At 54.8% G+C, this 22,660-nt stretch carries 22 protein-coding genes; 3 read left to right on the top strand and 19 right to left on the bottom strand.

Annotation, left to right across the window (positions count from 1 at the left end):
* Nucleotides 1-17 precede the first annotated feature (17 nt).
* On the bottom strand, nucleotides 18-455 hold the full coding sequence (locus HEQ61_RS00685) for an SUF system Fe-S cluster assembly regulator (RefSeq protein ID WP_168018698.1): 438 nt from the start codon (nucleotides 453-455) through the stop codon (nucleotides 18-20).
* Between the two features lie 169 nt (nucleotides 456-624).
* Here HEQ61_RS00685 and HEQ61_RS00680 point away from each other — a divergent pair, with 169 nt between their 5' ends.
* Nucleotides 625-1,854: a glycoside hydrolase family 2 TIM barrel-domain containing protein gene (locus HEQ61_RS00680; RefSeq protein ID WP_168018696.1), complete on the top strand. Its 1,230-nt coding sequence runs from the start codon at nucleotides 625-627 to the stop codon at nucleotides 1,852-1,854.
* Between the two features lie 108 nt (nucleotides 1,855-1,962).
* Nucleotides 1,963-2,742, top strand: a complete 780-nt coding sequence (locus HEQ61_RS00675; RefSeq protein ID WP_168018694.1) for a hypothetical protein — start codon at nucleotides 1,963-1,965, stop codon at nucleotides 2,740-2,742.
* Between the two features lie 18 nt (nucleotides 2,743-2,760).
* Here the strand turns inward: HEQ61_RS00675 and HEQ61_RS00670 are convergent, their stop codons facing one another.
* Nucleotides 2,761-3,234, bottom strand: a complete 474-nt coding sequence (locus HEQ61_RS00670) for a RidA family protein (RefSeq protein ID WP_168019204.1) — start codon at nucleotides 3,232-3,234, stop codon at nucleotides 2,761-2,763.
* Nucleotides 3,235-3,429: 195 nt separating this feature from the next.
* On the opposite strand from HEQ61_RS00670, the gene serA reads away from it, so the two are divergent.
* On the top strand, nucleotides 3,430-4,665 hold the full coding sequence (gene serA, locus HEQ61_RS00665; protein WP_168018692.1) for a phosphoglycerate dehydrogenase: 1,236 nt from the start codon (nucleotides 3,430-3,432) through the stop codon (nucleotides 4,663-4,665).
* Nucleotides 4,666-4,716: 51 nt separating this feature from the next.
* Here serA and HEQ61_RS00660 read toward each other — a convergent pair whose 3' ends face one another.
* The 17 genes from HEQ61_RS00660 to ruvC form a co-directional block, all read right to left on the bottom strand.
* The gene (locus tag HEQ61_RS00660; protein WP_168018690.1) at nucleotides 4,717-5,895 is read right to left on the bottom strand and encodes a M10 family metallopeptidase C-terminal domain-containing protein; all 1,179 of its coding nucleotides are present in this window, start codon (nucleotides 5,893-5,895) and stop codon (nucleotides 4,717-4,719) included.
* 189 nt (nucleotides 5,896-6,084) lie between these two features.
* Nucleotides 6,085-7,875 carry a M10 family metallopeptidase C-terminal domain-containing protein gene (locus HEQ61_RS11380; RefSeq protein WP_168018688.1) on the bottom strand — a complete coding sequence of 597 codons (1,791 nt, stop codon included), beginning with the start codon at nucleotides 7,873-7,875 and terminating at the stop codon, nucleotides 6,085-6,087.
* A gap of 210 nt (nucleotides 7,876-8,085) precedes the next feature.
* A complete protein-coding gene (gene thiD, locus HEQ61_RS00650; RefSeq protein ID WP_168019203.1) occupies nucleotides 8,086-8,907 on the bottom strand; it encodes a bifunctional hydroxymethylpyrimidine kinase/phosphomethylpyrimidine kinase in 822 nt (273 codons plus the stop codon).
* The gene (gene glmM / locus HEQ61_RS00645; protein WP_168018686.1) at nucleotides 8,907-10,295 is read right to left on the bottom strand and encodes a phosphoglucosamine mutase; all 1,389 of its coding nucleotides are present in this window, start codon (nucleotides 10,293-10,295) and stop codon (nucleotides 8,907-8,909) included. The genes thiD and glmM overlap by 1 nt, the downstream gene beginning before the upstream one ends.
* Before the next feature lie 17 nt (nucleotides 10,296-10,312).
* Entirely contained in the window at nucleotides 10,313-11,440 is a 1,128-nt protein-coding gene (gene folP / locus HEQ61_RS00640) for a dihydropteroate synthase (protein WP_245183035.1), read from the bottom strand.
* Nucleotides 11,437-13,386, bottom strand: coding sequence for an ATP-dependent zinc metalloprotease FtsH (gene ftsH, locus HEQ61_RS00635; RefSeq protein ID WP_168018685.1), 1,950 nt, complete (start codon nucleotides 13,384-13,386; stop codon nucleotides 11,437-11,439). The genes folP and ftsH overlap by 4 nt, the downstream gene beginning before the upstream one ends.
* 77 nt (nucleotides 13,387-13,463) lie before the next feature.
* Entirely contained in the window at nucleotides 13,464-14,786 is a 1,323-nt protein-coding gene (gene tilS, locus HEQ61_RS00630) for a tRNA lysidine(34) synthetase TilS (protein WP_168018684.1), read from the bottom strand.
* Between the two features lie 15 nt (nucleotides 14,787-14,801).
* Nucleotides 14,802-15,590 (bottom strand): tol-pal system protein YbgF, encoded by a 789-nt coding sequence (gene ybgF / locus HEQ61_RS00625; RefSeq protein ID WP_168018683.1) that lies wholly within the window; start codon nucleotides 15,588-15,590, stop codon nucleotides 14,802-14,804.
* A gap of 235 nt (nucleotides 15,591-15,825) precedes the next feature.
* Nucleotides 15,826-16,290 carry a peptidoglycan-associated lipoprotein Pal gene (gene pal / locus HEQ61_RS00620; protein WP_168018682.1) on the bottom strand — a complete coding sequence of 155 codons (465 nt, stop codon included), beginning with the start codon at nucleotides 16,288-16,290 and terminating at the stop codon, nucleotides 15,826-15,828.
* Nucleotides 16,291-16,455: 165 nt separating this feature from the next.
* Nucleotides 16,456-17,793: a Tol-Pal system beta propeller repeat protein TolB gene (gene tolB / locus HEQ61_RS00615; RefSeq protein ID WP_168018680.1), complete on the bottom strand. Its 1,338-nt coding sequence runs from the start codon at nucleotides 17,791-17,793 to the stop codon at nucleotides 16,456-16,458.
* Between the two features lie 43 nt (nucleotides 17,794-17,836).
* Nucleotides 17,837-18,718 carry a TonB C-terminal domain-containing protein gene (locus HEQ61_RS00610; RefSeq protein WP_168018678.1) on the bottom strand — a complete coding sequence of 294 codons (882 nt, stop codon included), beginning with the start codon at nucleotides 18,716-18,718 and terminating at the stop codon, nucleotides 17,837-17,839.
* A gap of 21 nt (nucleotides 18,719-18,739) precedes the next feature.
* The gene (locus tag HEQ61_RS00605; protein ID WP_168018676.1) at nucleotides 18,740-19,198 is read right to left on the bottom strand and encodes an ExbD/TolR family protein; all 459 of its coding nucleotides are present in this window, start codon (nucleotides 19,196-19,198) and stop codon (nucleotides 18,740-18,742) included.
* An 18-nt stretch (nucleotides 19,199-19,216) separates the two neighbouring features.
* Nucleotides 19,217-19,936 carry a protein TolQ gene (gene tolQ / locus HEQ61_RS00600; protein WP_168018674.1) on the bottom strand — a complete coding sequence of 240 codons (720 nt, stop codon included), beginning with the start codon at nucleotides 19,934-19,936 and terminating at the stop codon, nucleotides 19,217-19,219.
* 25 nt (nucleotides 19,937-19,961) lie between these two features.
* Nucleotides 19,962-20,420, bottom strand: a complete 459-nt coding sequence (gene ybgC, locus HEQ61_RS00595) for a tol-pal system-associated acyl-CoA thioesterase (RefSeq protein WP_168018672.1) — start codon at nucleotides 20,418-20,420, stop codon at nucleotides 19,962-19,964.
* Entirely contained in the window at nucleotides 20,417-21,481 is a 1,065-nt protein-coding gene (gene ruvB, locus HEQ61_RS00590) for a Holliday junction branch migration DNA helicase RuvB (protein ID WP_168018670.1), read from the bottom strand. The genes ybgC and ruvB overlap by 4 nt, the downstream gene beginning before the upstream one ends.
* Entirely contained in the window at nucleotides 21,478-22,125 is a 648-nt protein-coding gene (gene ruvA, locus HEQ61_RS00585; RefSeq protein WP_168018668.1) for a Holliday junction branch migration protein RuvA, read from the bottom strand. The genes ruvB and ruvA overlap by 4 nt, the downstream gene beginning before the upstream one ends.
* A complete protein-coding gene (ruvC, locus tag HEQ61_RS00580) occupies nucleotides 22,125-22,631 on the bottom strand; it encodes a crossover junction endodeoxyribonuclease RuvC (RefSeq protein WP_168019201.1) in 507 nt (168 codons plus the stop codon). Before ruvC ends, ruvA begins: the two co-directional genes overlap by 1 nt.
* Nucleotides 22,632-22,660: the final 29 nt, after the last annotated feature.

Raw genomic sequence — 22,660 nt, 5'->3', positions numbered from 1 at the left:
TTGAAACTCTGTGCTGCTCAGGCCACGGTCACGGTCCGGGGCACAAACGGCAGCGGATCTGATGCCATATCGGCCAGGGTCACGTCTGAAAGCGCACGGTATACAGCGCCATTCACCCGATTCCAATGGCCGTTCATCGGACACAGGTTCCCGATCCCGCATCCATCCGGCGATTCGTCTACACATGATGTCAGGGCAATAGGACCCTCGACAGCCTGCACGATATCGGCAACCGTGATCTGCTCGGCTCCACGCCCCAGACCATAGCCGCCGGACACACCCCGGGCCGAAACAACCAGCCCTTCCCGTGTCAAGGTCTTTAAAATCTTGGCGACCGTCGGCATGGGAATGCCGGTCTCACCGGCAACCTGTTGAGCAGAGTGCCGCCCACCAACTTTTACCATGTATACCAACAGAACAACGGCATAGTCGGTCAACTTGTTAATGCGAAGCATACAAACACCCCTGACATTTGCCTACCATCAGCCACGGAAACAGGACCTTTTCAGTCCTTCTTTAATAAGACTGAAAAGGTCCTGTTTCAAGAGCAAGTTTACCTTGCTGACACAAGAAAAAGACCTATAGGGTGCAGGTTGCACATATATAAGTTGGGTAGGACACGCCATGACACGCGGTTACATTGCGCCCCTGACTGCAGCTCTCCTGCTGTCGATGATGATCCATCAAGCTCATTGCGCTCAACCCCTTGAAGGAACTCCGTGGCTTGGCGCTGCGTTTTCAGGCGACAAAAGCAATCTGGAAGCCTTTGCCAAGAATGGCGGGAAATTCATTCGCCTTTACGGTGAGGAAGATGCGTGGGTTCTGGATGAAGCCGCCAAACTGGGGCTGAAAGTGATTATGGGGGTATGGCTTGAGCATCCACGCCGGGGCTTCAATCTTGACGACCCAAAAGCTGTAGAAGAACAAAACGCCAGGATCCGCGATTTTGTAACCCAACACCGCGATCACCCGGCTCTTCTCGCATGGGGCATTGGCAATGAAGTCGAGCTTCTTCAAAGCGATCCCAGACCGGCATGGCGGCTTGTGAACAAAACAGCAGCCATGGTCAAGGCCATAGACCAGGAACACCCCACCATCATGATTGTAGTCAACATGGGGGATGACCGCCTGAGAATCTTGGCAGATCATAGCCAGCATGCCGATATTATTGGCATCAACACCTATGGTGACGGATTGTATGGACTTCCGGATCGCTTGCAAAAGGCAGGTATCCGCAAACCCGTTGCCATCACCGAATTTGGCCCCTTGGGACAGTGGGATGCAACCAGGAAGGCATGGGGTGCTCCGCTGGAGCTGACAGGCAGCCAGAAGGCCAAATTTTTCAGGGATGCAATGGCCTTCATAAAGGAAAGCCCGCAACTTGTCGGTGGATTTGCTTTCGTGTGGGGAGCCAAACAGGAACAAACCGAAACATGGCACGGCCTTCTACTCAAAGACGGCAGCCTGACCCCAATGACCGACGCCCTGATTGAGTCCTGGGGGAAGACCGTGACGAACAAGGCCCCGGAAATACGCCATGCCAGTATCAATACTGATGTACACCATTCCGGTGACGATATCATTGCCCACGTTGATGCCATTGACCCGGAAGGACAGGCCCTTGTCACGGAATGGATTGTAAGAAAGGAATCAACGGATCTGAGAAAGGGTGGAGATATTGAATCGATTCCGGAACAGATACCTGTGCACATCCGACACAACAGCGTACAGCAATTGACGTTTATCAGTCCGGCACCCGGGGCCTATCGCCTCTTCATTACGGTACGGGATCCATCCGGGAAGGCCGATACAGCAAACCTACCGTTTCTGGTTTCCGACCATGAAACAAACTGAAGGCAGTTTTTGTACATATAGCCTTGGCCACAAGGCCCTGCCGCGCAATTGACGCGGCAGGGCAACAGCATGACGATATACGGGCGATTCTCTTACGGGAACACTGTCATGCAGCTGGCCACCGCACAGGACCAAACCATTCTCCAGGAATCAGACATTGCTCCCGTGGTCCGATCCCCTCTTCTGCCGGAGCATTTGAGAACAGGTCATTGGTACTGCGATATCCATCACGGCATGTTCCTGATCCTGCTGACTCGTGGGGCCCATGCGGCCAACCATGAGAACGAGAAACTGACACACTACTTCGTTGATACCATCACCATCTATTGGCTTGTTCACTGCCTGATGGAAGAGGAAGACATGGCCGGCGCTCTGATGAAGGGTATAGCCGATCCATCCGTTGTGCGTCAGCACTGCCGTGCCCATACGGCCCTGACGCAATGGTGGGATAACCGGGTCTTTTCACCGCTGAAAATCTCCGCCGCAAGCTGTAAAAGCATAGCCAGGACAATGACGGAGTTTCTGGAGCAGGTTGTCCATCACATCAACGAAATGGACCAGAGCACTTATGGAAAAACATCCCCATCGACTGAAGAAAGTCTAATACAGGCGATGGAAGCTCTCTCGCGCACCCATCTGCCACTGTCACCACAAATGGCTGGATGCCAGCAGGTCGCCGAATGCCTGGCACCACGCATGTCAACCTTTGTACGGCCCGACTCACTCAGCCCCTTGGCGATGGAGCAGGTCAAGTCGTTCTTTCTCGCACCACGCCGGGAACCTCTCCTTGACGAGGAACACGGGGGGTTCCGGGATCTGTTTTTTGCTCACTATGGAGCCGGACGACGGAACAATAGCAACACCGAAATGCCCGTCGCCCGATTTTAGAGCAATCCCTAAGTGATATCAGGGGGCGATTTCAAAGACCCCGTCAACTTCCACAGCAGCACCCAGCGGCAGGGATGGACACCCAACGGCAGCGCGGGCATGACGTCCTGCATCACCAAATACCTGGACCATCAAATCAGAAGCCCCGTTGATCACCTTGGGATGGTCGGTAAAGTCAGGTGTGCACGCAACAAAACCACCCAGGCGAACCACACGCTGAACCCGGTCAAGATTACCACCACACGCTGCCTTCAACTGCGTCAGCAGATTAAGCGCACACTGACGTGCTGCAGCGGCACCATCGTCCACGCTGACCTCGCGCCCCAGAAGACCGGTTGTCATCAGGCTTCCATCACGCATGGGAAGCTGCCCGGAAATCACGACCTGCGTCCCAAGAACAACCCACGGCACATAATTGGCAACGGGGGCCACAGCAGGGGGCAGAACAAGCCCTAGCTTCTCCAGACACGCATCAATACGACCATTTTGCATCACACATGCTCCTGAATTCTTGCAACAGAACAAACATCACCCAGGGAAGATTATTACGGATAAATTCCCGCTCTACACACAATACGGGGATGCCCAAAGACGTGTGTGTGTGATAAACCCTGGCCACATATTCGGCAATCCAAAAGGGAACTGGCGCCACGCCTGTCGTCCCTATCCAGATTCAAGGGGATATCTGTGAGCAAGCTCTCTCTTCCGAAAGACAAAATAAAAATTGTGCTTCTGGAGAATATCCACAGCAGCGCCGTCACCTACCTTACCGCTCAAGGCTATACAACGGTGGAATGTCATGGGGGCGCCCTGGATGGAGCTGAGCTTCAACAAGCCATTGCCGATGCTCACATGGTCGGAATTCGCTCACGTACAAAACTGACATCTGATGTTCTGGCTGCAGCCAACAAACTTATTGCCGTCGGGTGCTTCTGCATCGGAACCAATCAGGTCAATCTGGATGCAGCGCGGACCATGGGGATACCGGTCTTCAACGCACCCTACTCCAATACACGCTCCGTTGCCGAGCTGGTTCTGGGGGAAATCATCATGCTGGCACGGCGTATCCCGGAAAAGAACTGGAACACCCACGGCGGAAGCTGGCTGAAAAGCACAGACGGGGCCTGTGAAGTCAGGGGAAAGACCTTGGGCATCATCGGTTATGGCCATATCGGCACCCAGCTGTCTATCCTGGCTGAGAATATTGGGCTGCGGGTCCTGTTCTATGACATCGTTGAAAAGCTGGCGCTTGGCAATGCCTGCTCGTGCGCCAGCCTGGATGAGATGCTGGCTGCATCCGATTTCGTCAGCCTGCATGTTCCATCAACCCCCGAAACCAGAAACATGATTGGCGCGGAGCAACTGGCCGTGATGAAGCCCGGTGCAGCACTGATCAATGCGGCCCGGGGGCAGGTTGTAGACATTGATGCTTTAGCCAACGCCCTGAGAAAAAAACATCTTTCCGGTGCAGCCATTGACGTGTTTCCACAGGAACCTGCTGATTCAAAGGAAGAATTCATCAGTCCTCTTCGCGGTCTGCACAACGTTATCCTGACCCCTCACATCGGAGGCTCCACCCTGGAAGCACAGGTCAATATCGGCACCGAGGTTGCAGAGAAGCTGGTCAAGTACTCTGATAACGGTTCAACTTTAGGCGCTGTCAACTTCCCCGAAGTGCAGCTCCCCATGCATCAGGGTGGATCACGCTTTATGCATATACACAAGAATGTCCCGGGAGTTTTGGCCCGAATCAACGAAGTTCTCTCGGCACACACAGTCAATATTACAGGCCAATATCTACAAACATCATCCAATATTGGCTATGTTGTTGTTGACGTCGACACCCGGGAAGGAGACATGGACGCCATCCGGACGGCGCTGGAAACAATTCCCGGCACAATACGAACACGCTTCCTGCTGTGACATAAAGAAAGGAGGCAGGGGCAATACCCCTGCCTCCGGTTCAAGGAATAACTAGGGCAACAGGTAGAGTGGATCGGACAATACAAGATTAGGCGCACCTTCGGGTGCCCCTTCGCAAAGGTTTATCATCATATCCGCCAAGGCATCACCATCAACATCAACATGAATTTTGATGTTGCGCCCTGCAATCATACCCCCCAACTGATTGACCTCTCCACACTCCTCATACCAAACCCCATTGGGATGAGGAAGCGTTCCGCCAAAACGCAACGGTTGGAATCCATCGGCAAAACGGTCTCCATCAATGGCTGAAAGATCAACGCGATCTCCCTCTGCGCTGTTGAAGTCAACAATGTAGTCGGGCGTATCTACCAGCGAATCCTCAAAGGAAATATAGACAAATGTATCCGCACCTTTATCGCCAATCAGAAGATCCCTGCCACCATTCCCCTGCAGGGTGTCATTGCCGTCCCCACCGGCAAGCCAGTTGAGAAAGCTGTTTCCGATCAAACGATCGTCGCCTGATCCCCCCACGACAACCTCTATATTCTTGATCGTATCTTCGGGAATACCCCCGACAAAGGCCACACTTTCCATCCCCTTCTCGGCCAAGGTCAGGTGTACCGGCTGCGTCTTGTCAAGGAAGTCAACCGTATCCATACCGGCACCGCCGTCAATGTAGTCGCGTCCGCCAGCACCATGGAAGGTGTTACCCTGATCGTCCCCGATCAGACGATCATCACCGGAACCACCAATGATCTGCTCGATATTCCGTATCGTATCCTCCGGCTCTCCCCCAACGTAAACTGTGACTTCGTGCTTCCCATTGAGGGTAACGTGAACCGGCAAATCCTTGTCCAGATAATCTGCGCAATCCGTACTGTCACCACCATCAATGTAGTCTTTCCCCGGCCCTCCCCGGAATACATTCAGGCCATCATCACCAATCAGCCTGTCATCACCCGACCCCCCGATGACATTTTCAATATTGATGAGAACATCTTCGGCTACACCGCCGACAAAAACATTGACAGGCAAGGATCGTTTCAAGGTAACAACAACAGAAGCAAGCTTGTCAGAATAATCCGCCGTATCCTGACAACCAGAGCCATCCAGGATATCGCGACCACCTCTTCCACGAAAAATGTTACCTTCATCGTTTCCTATGAAAAGATCATTTTGATTTGTCCCGACGATCGACAGCTTTGGGTCCATATCGTATGGTTTCATGATCAAGACCTCCCACTTTATTCATTTCATATTTCATATCAATAGTATCATAAAATTATCAATGTATTCGATATATAGTATTATATCGCCCCCATGCATTAACATGAGGGCGACTTTCCCATCATTATCATTGCGCTGCAGCACCGTGCATCCTCTCTTCCAAGCAACACACCATACTGCCAGAAAACATCACGAAAAGAGCTCCACATCAGAGCTGATATGCCCCCCGGAAGGACTCACTTCAACCACACTTAATGGAGCAGAACCGGTTATAAAATCTTCCACCGGATCCGGCTCTGTAACGAGATCCTGGGCACTGACAGGCACCGTGGACTCCTCAATAGGGTTCACGCTACCAGACCCATGGGGTTTGTACGCAGGCGGAGTAAGAGCAGCAGTAGCATCAGAAGACCCCGGGAGCAAAACCTTGGGCGTTTCTTCAGAGAATAACCCCAAGAGCGTAACCGTAAAATCAGGGACGGTATCACCATTGGTATCTGCAAGAACAAGAGCCGGGTTCCCCGGACCACCCGGCACACACCACACAGCATGTGCTTTCGGACCATCTGTAGAGAAATGGAGAAGGGACGCGACTGGTGTCAGACCGAAATCCAGGACGTCGCCTTCAGCGACACTGAAGTCAAGGATTGTATCCCCACCATCAAGCGAAGCATTATAAACGAAACGATCAGAACCTGATCCTCCGGTCAGGATATCCTGACCCTCTCCACCAAAAAGGACATCATCACCAGCCCCACCAACGATGACATTGTTAAAAGAATCCCCTTTTATGACATCATTCCCGGCCCCTGACTTTATTCCCTCAATATTACGAACAATGTCATCCGAGAAGCCATCAACAAAAACTGTGCTGTCCTGTGATCCGGATAGCTCTACATACAGAGACTTCTTGCTCTCCGAGAGATCAAGAAAATCAAACCCGGCGAGACCATCGACAAGATCCCGCCCCGGCGTTGCCACAAGCATATCATCACCATCCGTGCCAAGGACTTCATGCCTTAACACCACATTGATTTTTCCTTGCCGGGCTGACATTTCCCACACTCCGATCGTAATATCCGGTTCCAGGTCACCATTGACATCTGCAACAACTTTTCCTGCTCCCCACCCCACATCCATATCACCCTGATACCAGATAGAATGAACACGCGGGACATCACCCGAGAACGCAAGAGGCTGGAAGCCCTCACGCATCACGTTCCCATCAAAGTCTGAAAGATCAATCCGATCTCCAGACAAGCTGTTCAGATCTGCGATAAAGTCCTGATACTGCGGACTGGAATCAGAGACGTGGCGATAAACAAAGATATCGGCCCCGGCTCCCCCCATCAGCAAATCACCTTGGCCGGCACCTTCAATAAGATCGTCGCCACCATTTCCGATCAAGACATTGACACCGTCATCACCACGCAACTCATCAGCCAAGGACGTACCGACAACACCCTCGATGTTGCGCAAAACATCCTGACAGATGCCGTCAACATAGACGTATGCATCGTTTTTCCCGGCAAGCGAAACGCGTATACCCGCAGAGGATCTGGAGTAATCGACTACATCGACCCCACCATGCCCATCAATCACTTCTGCTGCAGGCGCATCTATAAAAAGGTTAGCCTCGCCGTTACCAGTACGGTCAGCGGCCAAAGACTCTTCTTGATCAGGGAGCTGCACATCTACCTCTGTTGTGGGGATAGCAGAGGGAAGCTGAACCAGTTCGGACGATTCCTGCTCTGAATAATCAACAAGATCTGTTCCATCCAAGCCATCAATCAATTCTGGTCCAGGTTCGGCACGGATCGTGTCATCTCCGGAGCTCCCAATACGATGCGTCAGGGCTTCAGAAGGAAGCACACGCGTACTATCACCGGCAAGAAGGCGCTTTGTTGGAAAGAAACACTCAGAAACACGGAAGACAGCGCTGTTCCCCAGGAAACTGTCTTGTTCCACCCTGCGAGTCATTGACCCCCCCCTACACAAGTTGCTGGAAGCAAAAGCGCGCGAAGGGTAGCTTGCCTGCCCCTAATATTCAAGCACAGGTAGTTTATGTTAAAAAATACAATCAATAGGGGCGTTGTCAAGCATACAAGCCCCCTGTAGAACAACAATATTCCCCAGATGGATCACACCCTGAGCTCCTGGAGGCAGGCATCGCTCAGAAAAACATCGGCCTTAATGTGCTGCCCGATGAACCTGAAGAGTATGATTATGATTGAGAGGTCCGTGCCCGTGCCCAAATCCGGGTGCCGTTTCAATGGCAACACGCACATAATCACGGGCACGCGTCACAGAAGCCAAAGGCGAAAGCCCTTGAGCAAGACCCGTAGCAACAGCAGAAGCCAGCGTACACCCTGTCCCGTGCGTGTGACGGGTCAACATTCTCTCACCTTGGAAACGATCCACGCCATCGGCATGAATCAGCAAGTCAACCAACAGATCACCATCCAGATGCCCACCCTTCAACAGAACAGCCGAAGAACCAAGCGCACGCAGGGCATCTATCGCATGAACCATGGAAGACTCATCGAGGATATCCTGACCAACCAAGGCCCCCGCCTCGGGAAGATTGGGCGTGATCAAGAATGATTTCGGGATGAGTATCTCTTTCATGGCCTGAACCGCATCGGGTTCAAGCAGGGCATGTCCCCCTTTTGCGTACATGACCGGGTCAAGAACAACCGGCACATCCGCTGCAAAGTCGTCAAGCGCCTGCGAGACAGCACGAATGATGCCTGTTGTTGCCAACATCCCGATCTTGATACAGTCAGCCCCAATATCTTCCATGACGACTGCAATCTGGTCGCGTACAAAAGACTCTGGGACAGGGTGTATACCAAACACACCCTTTGTATTCTGGGCCGTCAATGCTGTAATCGCCGTTGCGGCAAAACCACCCAGACATGTCACTGTCTTGATATCAGCCTGAATACCGGCACCACCGCCAGAATCAGAGCCGGCAATAATCAACACACGCCCACGGGATAAAGAGACCATCATAACACGCCTCCATCCGCACTGGACTCAATAGCCCGGCATAAATCCAGCGCGACATCTTCGACCAAGCCGGCATCCTCTGCCTCCACCATAACGCGGATCAAAGGCTCTGTACCGGATTTCCGTAAAAGAACGCGCCCGGTCACGCCCAGCCGCTTTTCCCAGTGACCAACACAGCCTTTTACCGTATCGGAAGCCAAAGCATGATCTGCCTGGCTACGGCCAGCGACACGCACATTCCGCAACACTTGGGGATACGGGTGAAAAACACGCAGCAGCTCACTCGCACTACGACCAGACTGCACAAGCTCTGCCAAAACCTGCAGAGCCGCAACAAGCCCATCACCCGTTGTTGCATGATCGCCCAGAATGATGTGACCAGACTGCTCGCCGCCAAGCGCAAGACCGCTGGCACGCATCTGTTCCATCACATAGCGATCCCCGACTGCAGTCCGAAGCAACTGGATGCGCTCTGACCGCAGAAATGCCTCCAGCCCCAGGTTGGACATCACGGTCGCAACAACGGTGTCGCCCGGCAACTCATCCCTGTTTCGGAGAGCGCGGGCAATCAGGCCCAGAATCTGGTCGCCATCAACCAAATGTCCGTGCTCATCACACAACACCAGGCGATCGGCATCACCATCAAGAGCAATACCAATATCAGCCCCATGGCTGATAACGGCAGCCTGCATGGCATCTGGATGCTGAGAGCCGCATCGATCATTGATATTGACCCCGTTCGGATCAACGCCCAGGGGAATCACCTCTGCCCCCAGTTCCCACAGAACAGAGGGCGCTGTGCGATAGGCAGCCCCATTGGCACAGTCCACAACAACCTTCAACCCGTCAAGACGAAGCCCCCGGGGGAATGTCTGCTTGACGGATTCAATATACCGGCCACCGGCATCATCCAGACGCCTGGCCCGACCCAAGCCCGTTGGCGAGGACAAGGTTACGGCTTGATGCTCCGGTGCATCCAGCTCCTGCATCAGGGTCTCGATCGAAGCCTCGACCTCATCGGACAGTTTGTAACCATCGGGCCCGAACAGCTTGATCCCATTATCCTGGTAAGGATTATGGGACGCAGAAATCATTACGCCCAGATCAGCGCGCAGCGACCGGGTCAGCATGGCAACTGCCGGCGTTGGCATTGGTCCCACCAACAGAACATCCATCCCCACCGAGATAAAACCGGCAGTCAGGGCAGGTTCGAGCATATAGCCTGACAGCCGGGTATCCTTGCCAATAACAACAGCATGTCGATGAGGACCACGGGTAAAAATACGCCCGGCAGCCATTCCGACCCGCAACGCAGTTTCGGCCGTCATGGGTTCTACATTGGCTGTCCCACGTATACCGTCTGTACCGAAGTACTTTCTTGTTCCCATAAACTGCCTCGGTCTCTCTATTGTGCGGCAGAGCGCACAGCTTGCCATACATTACGCGCTTGCACTGTTGCAGCCACATCATGCGCACGCACAATATTGATGCCCTGCTCCCACCCAAGGGTCGCAAGAGCCAATGAACCGGGAAGCCGCTGAAGAGGATCAGCAACACCCGCAACCTGACCAATAAAACTCTTGCGTGACACACCCAGGGCCACAGGACAGCCCAGCCCGCGATACAGACCAAGATGCCCCAGAATATCTGCATTATGTGATGCCAGCTTGCCAAAGCCTATACCGGGATCAACACAAATATTCTGTTGGTCAATACCAGCCCTGCGACAAGCATGAATACGTTCTTCCAACGCATCAAAAACATCCAGAGCAGAACACATATAGGAAGGTGCCTGCTGCATTGTCCCCGGTTCACCCTGCATATGCATCAAGATGACAGGTTTTCCCAAACGAGCAGTCATATCCAGACTACCCGGACCACTCAGGGCCGAAACATCATTGATAATGGAGGCCCCGGCCGCAACGGCAGCTTCCATGACCGGCGCATGCCTGGTATCAACAGAAACAACCGCACCGGAGTTGGCCAAAGCCCGAATGACAGGAACAACGCGTCGGATTTCCTCGTCATGACACACCGGTGCAGCGCCAGGCCGCGTTGACTCTCCCCCAACATCAAGAATACCGGCGCCTGCTTCCAGCATAGCGATACCACGCGCAACGGCCGTATCGACATCCAGGTAGTCTCCGCCATCGGAGAAGCTGTCTGGTGTTACATTAATGATCCCCATAACGACAGGACCGTCCGGCAACATTGTTTCCAGAAAAGAGGAGGGCCCTTTTCCTTCACACAAACGCATACGCCGCGTCGTATGGGCCAAAATCTCATCGCCCCCCTGACAGGCCCACTGAACCAAGGCTTCGCGTGAAACAACGGCGCGACCGGCAACACCCGTCTCATCACGCCAGATAACCATCCAGGTGGGGCTGTCATGCACACCGCCCAGAGTCACACCCAACGGAACAACATACAGGGGGAAAGAGCCTGAAATGGCGGAAGGAGCCAAACAAAAGGCCCGCGGCAACGCGGGACTTTTGTTTGCAAACAACAAGCTGCCCATAACCAGAACTTTCAACTTTCCGGCTGAGGTTCCGGCCCGGGCCGGTTTGACAAGCCTGTATCAGGTTTCCCGCTGGAAGGTACAGAGGACTTCCGCACAGGACCAGACGCAGCGCCAGACCCCGTGGCAGATGGCAACGAGTCATCATCGTCACGGACGATAGGCTGTCCATCCAGAAGGCCACGAAGTTCGGCACCGGTCAGGGTCTCATACTCAAGCAAAGCCTGAGCAATACGCTCCAACTGGTCACGGTTCTCGGTGAGAATCTTCAGCGCACGCTTGTAGCCACGATCAACCAGTGTACGGACCTCCATGTCCACTTCACGCGCTGTCTGTTCAGAAATGTTCTTCTGGGTCGTTACCGTATGCCCCAGAAACACCTCCCCCTCTGGCGCGGCATAGGCCAATGGCCCCAGACTCTCCGACATCCCCCACTCCGTCACCATTCTCCGGGCACGGTCCGTGGCCATCTTGATATCCTGCGCGGCTCCGGTCGTAACTTTCTCGGGGCCAAAAATCAGCTCCTCTGCTATACGACCGGCCATGGCAATCGCCAGGAAGGACTCAAGATATTCGCGGCTGACGGAGTAGCGATCCCGCTCCGGCAGGCTTTGTACCAACCCCAAGGCCCGCCCACGGGGGATGATCGTGGCCTTGTGGATGGGGTCGTAGGCCGGACAGTGCAAGGTCACAAGGGCATGCCCCCCCTCGTGGTAAGCAGTCATCCGCTTCTCATCCTCGGTCATGACCATGGAGCGACGCTCCGCACCCATCAGAACCTTGTCTTTTGCCTCTTCAAAATCAGAGTGGGTCAGAACTTTCTTTCCCTTGCGGGCAGCAAGCAGGGCGGCCTCATTCACCAGATTGGACAAGTCAGCACCGGAAAAGCCCGGTGTCCCGCGCGCAATAACCTTGATGTCGACATCCGGTCCCAGCGGACTTTTGCGGGTATGCACACGCAAAATCTTCTCGCGTCCCAGAACATCCGGGTTCGGCACCACCACCTGACGGTCAAAGCGGCCCGGACGCAAAAGAGCAGGATCCAGAACATCGGGCCGGTTGGTCGCTGCAATCAGGATAACCCCCTCATTGGCTTCGAAACCGTCCATCTCCACAAGCAGCTGGTTCAGGGTTTGCTCACGTTCGTCATTACCGCCACCAAGACCGGCACCACGATGACGACCCACAGCATCAATTTCATCGATGAAAATAATACAGGGCGCGTTCTTCTTGCCTTGCTCGAACATGTCACGGACACGACTGGCACCGACGCCAACAAACATTTCAACGAAATCAGACCCTGAAATCGTGAAAAAGGGAACGTTTGCTTCACCGGCAATCGCACGCGCAAGAAGCGTTTTCCCCGTCCCCGGAGGCCCAACCAGCAGAACACCCTTGGGAATCTTGCCACCGAGACGCTGGAACTTCTGGGGATCGCGCAGAAACTCGACCACTTCCTCCAGTTCCTGCTTGGCTTCGTCGATGCCGGCAACATCATCAAAGGTCACACGTCCGGCCTTCTCGGTCAAAAGACGCGCCTTGGACTTTCCAAAACCCATGGCCCCGCGTGATCCGCCCTGCATCTGTCGCATGAAGAAAATCCACACGCCAATCAACAGCAACATCGGGAACCACGAAATCAGGACCCCCCAAATCGTGGGAACATCATCTTCCCGTGGCAACGCTGCAATACGGACGTTATGGTCGCGCAACTGCTGCACCACATTGGACCCGTCTGGCATAAAGGTGGAGAAAGCTTGACCGTTCTGCAAGGAGCCGGAAATACGACCACCCTGGATGGTCACGGCAACCACTTCCTTCCGGTCAACCCTCTCAAGGAAGTCAGAGAATGCAATGGCACTTCCTGCATTACGAGGCGAAGACGTCTGGAACAGGTTGAACAGCGCCACCAGAAGGACGGCTATTATCACCCACAGAAGCAAGTTCTTGCTGAAATTCAAAGCACTGCCCTTCCATCAAACCCGCTGCCGGTGCCAACCGGCTCCACTCTGCAGCGTACAGTCACTTAATATCCAATCTACATAGGCCCGGATGGACCCCCCGCAAGGCGGAAACTGCATGATCCCAGCGGATGACAGGGAGAAAAGCGGGCAAACACAGAAAAAGCCCGATCCACCCCGGTTTTTACTGAGAAATAGCCTACTTGCGGCACAGATACCAGTACCCCGTTAAGCCAAAAAGCGGGAAGTGTCGCCAACGCGATCAGGGGAACCCCCTGCAAAGGCGTTATACACCCCTCCAATGCTTTGAGAAAGGCGGTCCCTTCATGCCCCAAAGGCGCAAGGGACAGATGCTCCGGGACATCTCCCTCATGTCCAATCAGAAAGCGACCGTCCCATCGTTGGACACTTGGCCACAAAGCCACAGGAATCCGATCCGGCAAACCCCGCGTTTCCCGTGCAACAAGCAAGCCGGACTCTTGGGGGACAAGAACGCATCCCCCCAACGTTGCCCTCGCAGGGAGCTTGTCCATCAGTCGTGACAAACGCTCCTGACGTGGCGGGTATTCCAGGCCGCCAACACACATCAGAACACGACGCAAGGCATGCATCGCTTCATCTGGCGAGACATCCCGCAGCACCTGATAATCACAGATCGCAAAACCAGACGCGTCAATCCGGACGGCAGAAGCCAACACTTCATCAACACGCCGCTCAAAACAAAAACGCTCGGCAGCACGCGTTCCCGGGTGGCCCTGCTCATCACCCGCCAAAAGACGCTGACGAATCTTGATACGCTCGTAGCGCAGGTTCTTGTTGGAAGGATCCTCAATCCAAGGCTGGCCGCTGTGTATCAGAAAGGCCCTGAGGGCATCAGGATCAACATCAAGCAAGGGACGCAGCAGGCATATATTCTCACGGGTCACAAGGGGTGCCATTCCCGCCAGACCAAGAGGACCACTGCCGGCATTACGACGCAGAACCCGGGTCTCATCCTGGTCACGCCGATGGTGACCGAGCAACAAGTGAACAACTCCCTGTTCCCGGCACCACTGGTCCAGAAGCGTGTAACGGCATCGCCGCGCCCACTCCTGCCCTGCCCCCGGTGGAGGCGCGCTACCAGGAACGAGGATATGGTGCCTGATATCATAGGCCCTCATCCAGCCAGCAACCTGACACGCTTCCGTTGCTGATTCAGGACGCAGACGGTGATCAACCGTCAAAGCATAAAGACAACCGCCACGATCGACAGTCCATCGCCGGGCCAACAAGGCAAGAGCAAGGCTGTCTGCACCGCCGGAAACAGCAACAGCGACAACCGGCGGGCACCCGAAAGGCCCAAGACCTTCCATTGCCTCACTAAAGACCGCATAGAGCACATCTGGATCAAAGGCAGACATACACAACCGACTGGGTCAGAATGAACATTTCAGACGTTCTTTCTCGCTCCCCAAACGACGCTTTATCGCATCCGGTGCAGCAGGATACTCGGACTTGAGCTTGCCCAAAGCAGCACAGGCCTCCTTGTTCTGACCCAGCTTGCCCATGGTTAACCCAAGCTTCAGCAAGTTATCGGGTGCCTTCGTGCTCTTGGGATATTTCTTGTACCCATCCAGGAAAGAGACAGCCGCCTGCTTGTAATTGCCGCGCACATAGAACGTTTCACCAAGCCAATACTGGGCATTCCCCGCCAGATCATGACCAGGATTTTCTTTGATGAAATCCTGGAAAGCCACCTGCGCTGCCGGGTAATCGTTTGTGCGCAATAAATTGAAGGCACGCGTATATTTCTGACCGGGATCCATAGGCTCGGAAGGAACAAAGGCCCGACCACCAGACGCAGGCTCAGAAGAAAAACCGGATGCAGGGGATGCCCCACTCCGTCCTTTTTCCAGTTCCTGGAAACGAAACTCCGCATCTTTGACATAGGCATCAAAGCGCTCGGACAGTTGCTGGTTCTCGTGTTGGACTTCTTCCAGGCGGCCTGTCAATTCCTGGTTCAGACGCTCCAGTTCACCAACCTTGACCAGAAGCTCGGAAACAAGGCCGGCGCTATCGGCCTGGGCCATACGAACACCCGAGGAGGAAAAGCCATCACGGGCCACAGCCGGAGCAGACACTAGAAGACACGCTATCACGCCACAGCCGGCACATGAAAAACGCAACAGCACAGGCAAAGAGAAAAGAGCAGCCCCGTCAGTCATACAACATTCCCGAATTTCTGTAGACCAGAACACCGTGTCCAAGACACACGATAACATCCTACACGTCTACAGAAAGCCAACAAAAAAACAGCAACCTATATGGCCTGGAAAAATAAAAAGCACCCGCAGCCACCAGCTGCATAAGCAGCCAATAGCTGACGGGTACTTTTTAACACACGTGTTGCCGTATCGACACCGCACGCCGCACAAGCGCAGCGGAGTCTAATGCAGCTGATCAGTGCAGAACAGAAACACCGCGACGATTTTTGGTGTAGCAGGCTTCAGTTGCATCACCGCATTCCGGACGCTCCTTGCCATAGGAGGTCACTTTCAGACGGCTGGCACTCACACCTTGGGCAATCAGGAACTTCTTGACGGAGTTCGCACGACGCTCACCCAGACCAAGGTTGTACTCACGCGTACCGCGCTCGTCAGCATGCCCTTCAATCATCAGGGTCGTGCTGGAGTAGCGCTTCAGCCAAGCGGCTTGGTTACGCAGGGTAGCCTGTGCTTCCGGAGTCAGGGTGTACTTGTCAAAACCAAAGTGGACACGATCGCCCACAACGGTCATGAACTCTTCAACCGACCCGGGAGCAGGAGCGGCTTTGCCCATGGAACCGCTGGCCGACTCATCAGAGGCGGTACCGCATGCGGACAAAAGGGCTACGGCGGCGAGAACGGGCAACAGGCGGAACTTCATTGTTTTTCCCCTCAGCTCACGTAATGGGGTTAAGGAAGCTCCGGGACGCAAGACCACAAGGATATTGCGCACAGAGCAGGCAGGCCCGAAAACGGACCCCAAGACGGCCTTATACTGGTTTTTCTCAACTCCGTACAGTCCGTTTGATGCAATGCCATGTCACGATTACGGCAAAAGTGGTGACCACGCCGGATCTGACGCAGCCTGGGGTGTGATAACGCGCCGCTCGTTGTAACCTGTGAGATCAATCGAATAAAGCTGGGGATTTCCGCTCTTCTCGCTTCTGTAATACATCAGGACACGACCATTTGGCGCCCATGTCGGGCTTTCCATCAGGAAACCCGATGACAGCATGCGTTCACCACTTCCATCCGGCTTCATGACGCCAATGTAGAATTCACCGCCCTTCATCTTTGTAAAAGCAACCAGATCTCCCCGCGGGGACCAAACCGGAGTGGCATAACGTCCCTCGCCGAAGCTGATGCGGCGAACACTGCTTCCATCGGAGTCCATTACGTAAAGCTGCTGGGTGCCGCCACGATCCGAGTTGAAAACAATACGGTAACCATCAGGCGAATAAGAAGGCGACGTATCAATCGCAGACGCATTCGTCAGTTGAATACGGCGCCGGGTTCGTAAATCCATCTCGAAGATGTCGGTGTTACCATCTTTCGCCATAGACAGGACAACCTTGTTTCCATCAGGTGAAAAACGCGGTGCAAATGTCATGCCTGGAAAATCACCCAGAAGCTCCTGCCGGCCAGAGTCGATGTTGTACAAATAGACCCTGGGGCTGTCGCCATAGAAACTCATATAGGTAATTTCCTGCGCAGTCGGCGAAAAGCGCGGAGTCAGTACCATCGACGAGCCATCAGTCAGATACTGGTGATTGGCACCATCCTGATCCATGATCGCCAAGCGTTTGACCCTGCGTGTTACCGGCCCGCTTTCTGCAACATAGACAATACGGGTATCAAAATAACCGTCTTCACCGGTCAAACGCTTGTAGATCTCGTCAGAAATCATATGCGCAACACGGCGCCAGTTATCCGGGGCCGCTGTAAACGATTTACCCAGAACCTGCTGCCCCGTGAAAATATCCCAGAGACGGAAGGCAATCCGTACCGTGCCAGGCCCGTGTGACTCTACGGCACCTTGCACCAGAACCTGTGCATTGATCGTGCGCCAGTCGGCAAAGTGCGGTGGCTCATCCAGACCTGAAAACTGCTGAATGAATGCTGACCGGTCCAATGGCAGGAAAAGTCCCGAACGCTCCAGGTCGGCTGAAACCACCGACGCGACATCTGCGCCAACCGAACGGTTTGAGTCCGAGGCCACAAAATCAGGAACAGCCACAGGCGTTGGCTCAACCCGGCCACGGGTAATATCAATGCGCACCTCTGCCCATGACGGAGTACCGATGCCAAGGCCAACCGCGATCACAAAGACAAGAATACCGAACTTCAAAGCACCTGCAGTGACAGAACGACCACACTTTATCATCGCTTCCTGGTTCCTTCCGGAAAAATCATACCCTCTGCTCCGGTTACATCCGGGACTGAGGACTGAAGACAAGTTCCATGGACTTGAACGTCTCATACTTTTGCAAAGGATAGCGGATTGGCTGCGACCGGTACACAGCCCGACGCGCTGATTCCGCAACAGCCCGATACGATGAGTCACTGCCATAACGCTGTGTATCAAGAACATCGACACTGGTTACCATCCCTTCCGGGGTAATGCGAACCTTAAGCGGGATCACCATACTTTCCACCCCCTTGGCACCGGTATCAACAGCCCAGTTCCGTTCAATCTGCGCCCTTATGGCATCCAGCTCCGTCATGGTAGCCCGATCGGCAAGAGGGGCATTCAGAACTCTCGGCTGATTGGAAGGTTGCTGTGGGGTTGACTTCTTTTCCGGTGTGGCAGGCTCTGACTTCTCGCGAAATTTTTCGACATTCTTCATCAGATCCTTGAACGGGTCATCATCCTTGGGCTTGGCCTTCTGCGTGTCCTGCTTCTTCGGTTCAGGTTTCTTTGGCTCTGGCTTCTTGGGTTCCGGTTTTTTGGGCTCTGCTTTTTCAGGATCAGGTTTCGGAGGCTCAACCGGCTTTGGCTCTGCTTTCTTCGGCTCTGGCTCCGGTGCCTGTTTTGGCTGAGGGACAGCAGCATCGGCACGCACCTGCGGCTTGGGCTGATCATCTTGCTTTGGTTCCGGCTTCGGTTCCTCCTTTGGCTCCTCAACCTTCTTGACAGGGGGAGGTGCCGCCGTACGCTCAGCAATCTCGACAAGATCAACAATCATGGCCGTCTCAATTGGCTCCGGCTCATCGAACAGGGAAGGAAAACCAAACACAGCCAGCAACAGCACTACAACATGCAGCGTGACAGAAACAACCAACCCGTTGCACATACCGCGACGTTTCATGTGCACACTGCGCCATCCAAACTAACGTTTAGCCGCGGAAGCCGCGGGCGTCTGCGTAACCAGGGCAGCCTTGGAAAAACCGGCAGCATGCAGGCTGCCCAGAATGTGCATCACAACACCATACTGAAGTTGGCCATCGGCGCGGACATAGATCCGTACATCCGGATTGACACCGGCAATGGCCCGAACCCGGGCCGGCAATAGATCCAGGGAAATCGGTGTCTGGTTCAGATACACCTGACCATCTGCTGCAACAGAAACGGTCAGAGCCTTGTTATCCGGCTCGGAAATCTGAGGAGCCTTGGCCCGGGGCAGATCAACGCTGACACCGGTTGTCAACAACGGCGCCGTCACCATAAAGATAACAAGGAGGACCAGCATCACATCAATCATTGGCGTCATGTTGATTTCAGCAACAGGACGGCGGCGACGACGAAACCCGCCTCCACGAGCACCTGAAGATTGCACCGTCATGCCCATAAGATCGTACTCCTGCTATCAGCCGCGCTCGTCAAGCTGACGGGATAGAATGGCCCCGAATTCACCGGAAAAGTTGTCCAGCCGCTGGGCAAAACGATCGAGATCCGACGAAATCTTGTTATAGGCAACCAAGGCTGGAATAGCCGCCACCAGACCGATCGCTGTGGCAAAAAGAGCCTCCGCGATACCAGGTGCGACAGTTGCCAGGCTGGTGTCCTTGCTGACACCGATGGAATGGAACGAGTGCATGATACCCCACACCGTTCCAAACAAGCCAACAAAGGGCGCCACCGACCCGGTCGAAGCCAGGAAACCAATCCGTTTCTCCAGCCCTTCCATCTCACGGGCAACGGTTATGTGCATCACACGCTCTACCCTTTGGGCAAAGTGAGCACGAATGCCTGTATCCCCGGTTCCCGGGCGTCCCGATGAGCGACGCCACTCCCTCATCGCGGCAACGAAAACAGCCGACATGGGATCGGCAGGACGGTTGCTGAGACGCTCGTACAGCTCTTCCAGCGATCCACCTGACCAAAACTTCTCCTCGAACTTGTCTACCTTGGTATTGAGATAACGCAGCTTCAGGGCTTTGTCGAAAATGATGGCCCAGCTCCAGATCGAAGCCAGGACAAGCCCCAGCATGACCGTCTTGACGACAAGGTCAGCTTGCCAGAACAGGCCAAGAGGAGAGAGATCGGCAGCGGCCACAGCGGCTTGAGGCAGGACAGTGGGGTCCATGATCGTTCCGAACCAAGTAAAGTGTCTAAGGAAAGACAGACACAGACGAATCCATGCTGCCAACAAAGGCTCTATGCACACGTGCAGGCAAACGAACCGGGCGACCCGATCCGTTCAAACACGCAAGGCGCACAGAAAGGGTGACGAGAAGCGCATCATCCGTCAATCCGGACGGATCGGATACACGGTGGATAGCCTGCTCCATGTCAACGCGGGCGCCTGATATACAGCGTATCCGGGTCTCTACATGCAGCAGGTCATCCAACCGGGCCGGACGCATGAACTCAACCGAGCACGACCGAACAACAAACGTAATATCCTGCTGCTGCCGCAATCTTTCCTGTTCGATACCCAGCGTACGGATCATCTCCGTGCGGGCGCGCTCGGCAAATTTCAAATAATTTGCGTAATAGACAACACCGCCAGCATCCGTGTCTTCATAATAGACCCGCACCGGCAGAACGTGGGGACCAAGCCCGCTCATCCCTCACCACCTCCGGGGAATGAGCTGGCCAGAAGATCCAGCTGCTGATAGTCCCGCACAGGGGCAGGCAGTCCCAAGTGGGCATACCCGGCTTCCGAGAGGATACGACCCCGCGAAGTACGCTGGATCAAGCCTTGCTGCAACAGGAATGGCTCGATCACTTCCTCCAGGGTATCTCGCTCTTCAGACATCGCCGCAGCAAGGGTTTCCACCCCGACAGGACCACCTCCATAATTACGGGCGACACAGGTCAGATAGCGCAGATCCATGGCATCAAGGCCCTTCTTGTCAACCTCCAGGCGGGCCAAGGCGGCATCGGCGACAAAGGCATCAACAGGCGTGCGCCCTGATACCATGGCAAAATCCCGGACGCGACGCAGCAGGCGCCCGGCCACACGCGGGGTGCCACGTGACCGGCATGCGACTTCCATCGCACCATCCTCTGTCAGATCCAGCCCCAGAATGCCGGCACCACGGCGCACAATTGCCACCAGTTCCTCCGGTTCATAGAAATTCAGGCGCACGGGTATCCCGAAACGATCCCTGAGAGGCGTTGTAAGAAGACCGGAACGGGTCGTGGCCCCGACAAGGGTAAACGGCTGAAGATCAATCCGCACACTACGCGCCGAAGGCCCCTCGCCAATAATCAGGTCAAGCTGAAAATCCTCCATAGCAGAATACAGAACTTCTTCTATGGCCGGATTGAGGCGATGAATTTCATCAATAAAAAGAACATCGTTCTTTTCAAGGTTGGTCAGCAAGGCCGCAAGATCACCGGCACGGGCAATCATCGGACCGGACGTGGCCCGGAAACCAACGCCCAGTTCGCGGGATACAATCTGGGCCAAGGTTGTCTTGCCCAGCCCCGGCGGGCCATGCAGCAACACATGATCCAGGGCATCACCACGTGCGCGGGCTGCTTTGACAAAGACCGAGAGATTTTCGCACGCCAAGCGCTGACCGATAAACTCACCCAAGGTCTGGGGACGGATGTGAAGTTCTCCATCCCCCTCCTGCAAAGCACCGGAAATCAGGCGCGGATCCTCCGCATTGCCTTTCATGCCTGAAGCCCCCGGCCCAGATAACGCAGCGAGGCCGACAACAGCCCCTGTACAGTCGCATTCTCACCCAGGTCACGGGCACTGACAGAAACGGCAGCAAACGCATCAGCACGGCCATAACCCAGATTGACCAAGGCTGATACCGCATCACCAGACACGTCACAAGCACCTGCAACAGGAGCCACAGACACAGGACCAATCCGGGACACACTCTCTGCGCCAACCCCGCCAGCATGAGCAGGAAAGGCCACAACTTTGTCCTTCAACTCTGCAACAATACGGCCGGCCAGCTTGGGACCCACCCCCGTGGCGCGGGTTAGCATACCCCGATCCGCCGCCGCAATTGCACGTGCGATATCATCAGGTGATCCAACGGACAGGATCGCCAGGGCAACCTTGGCCCCAACTCCTTGAACTGTCAGAAGAAGGCGAAAGAAAGCGCGCTCCGCTTCGGCTGAAAAGCCGTACAGGTGGATATGATCTTCCCGGACATGGGTTTCCACGATCAGGGCAACGGCTTCCCCTACTGAAACGCGTGACAAGGTACGGGTGGAAGCAAAGACAAGATAGCCAACCCCACCCACATCAATGACAACCCAGTCATCACCGGTGCTGTCAACCACACCCCGCAGCTTTGCAATCATCAGCGTTTCCCTCCTGCCAGCGCCGCCAATGCCATCGACGAGGACCGGAAGTGAGCATGACACACAGCAACAGCCAGTGCATCAGCCGCATCTGCTGTACTGATGCTACAGCCAGGCAACAGCGTCCGCACCATCATCTGCACCTGTTCCTTTCCTGCAGCACCCGTTCCCACAACAGCCTTCTTGATCTGGGATGGCTGGTATTCCGCCACAGGAATACCCCGACGCGCCGGAACCAGAAGGGATACCCCGCGCGCTTGCCCCAGTTTCAGGGTTGAATGAGGATTCCGGTTAACAAAGGTCTCTTCGACAGCAGACTCATCCGGGGTCCACTGATCGACAACGTCCGACAGCCCTTCGAACAGGCAGGCAAGGCGCTCGGCAAGTGACCGGGAGGCATCGGTATGAACGGTGCCATCAGCAAGCACACGCATACGGTTCCCGGCAACTTCGATCACACCCCAACCGGTGTGACGCAGCCCGGGATCAAGGCCCAATATCCGGATTGTCATCGCACCACCCCCGGGCACCACAT

It is taken from the genome of Haematospirillum sp. H4485 (assembly GCF_012102745.1).
In the GTDB taxonomy this organism is placed as follows: domain Bacteria; phylum Pseudomonadota; class Alphaproteobacteria; order Rhodospirillales; family Rhodospirillaceae; genus Haematospirillum.
Note: the sequence above shows the minus strand (reverse complement) of the source record. Positions and strands in the feature narration are given on the sequence as shown.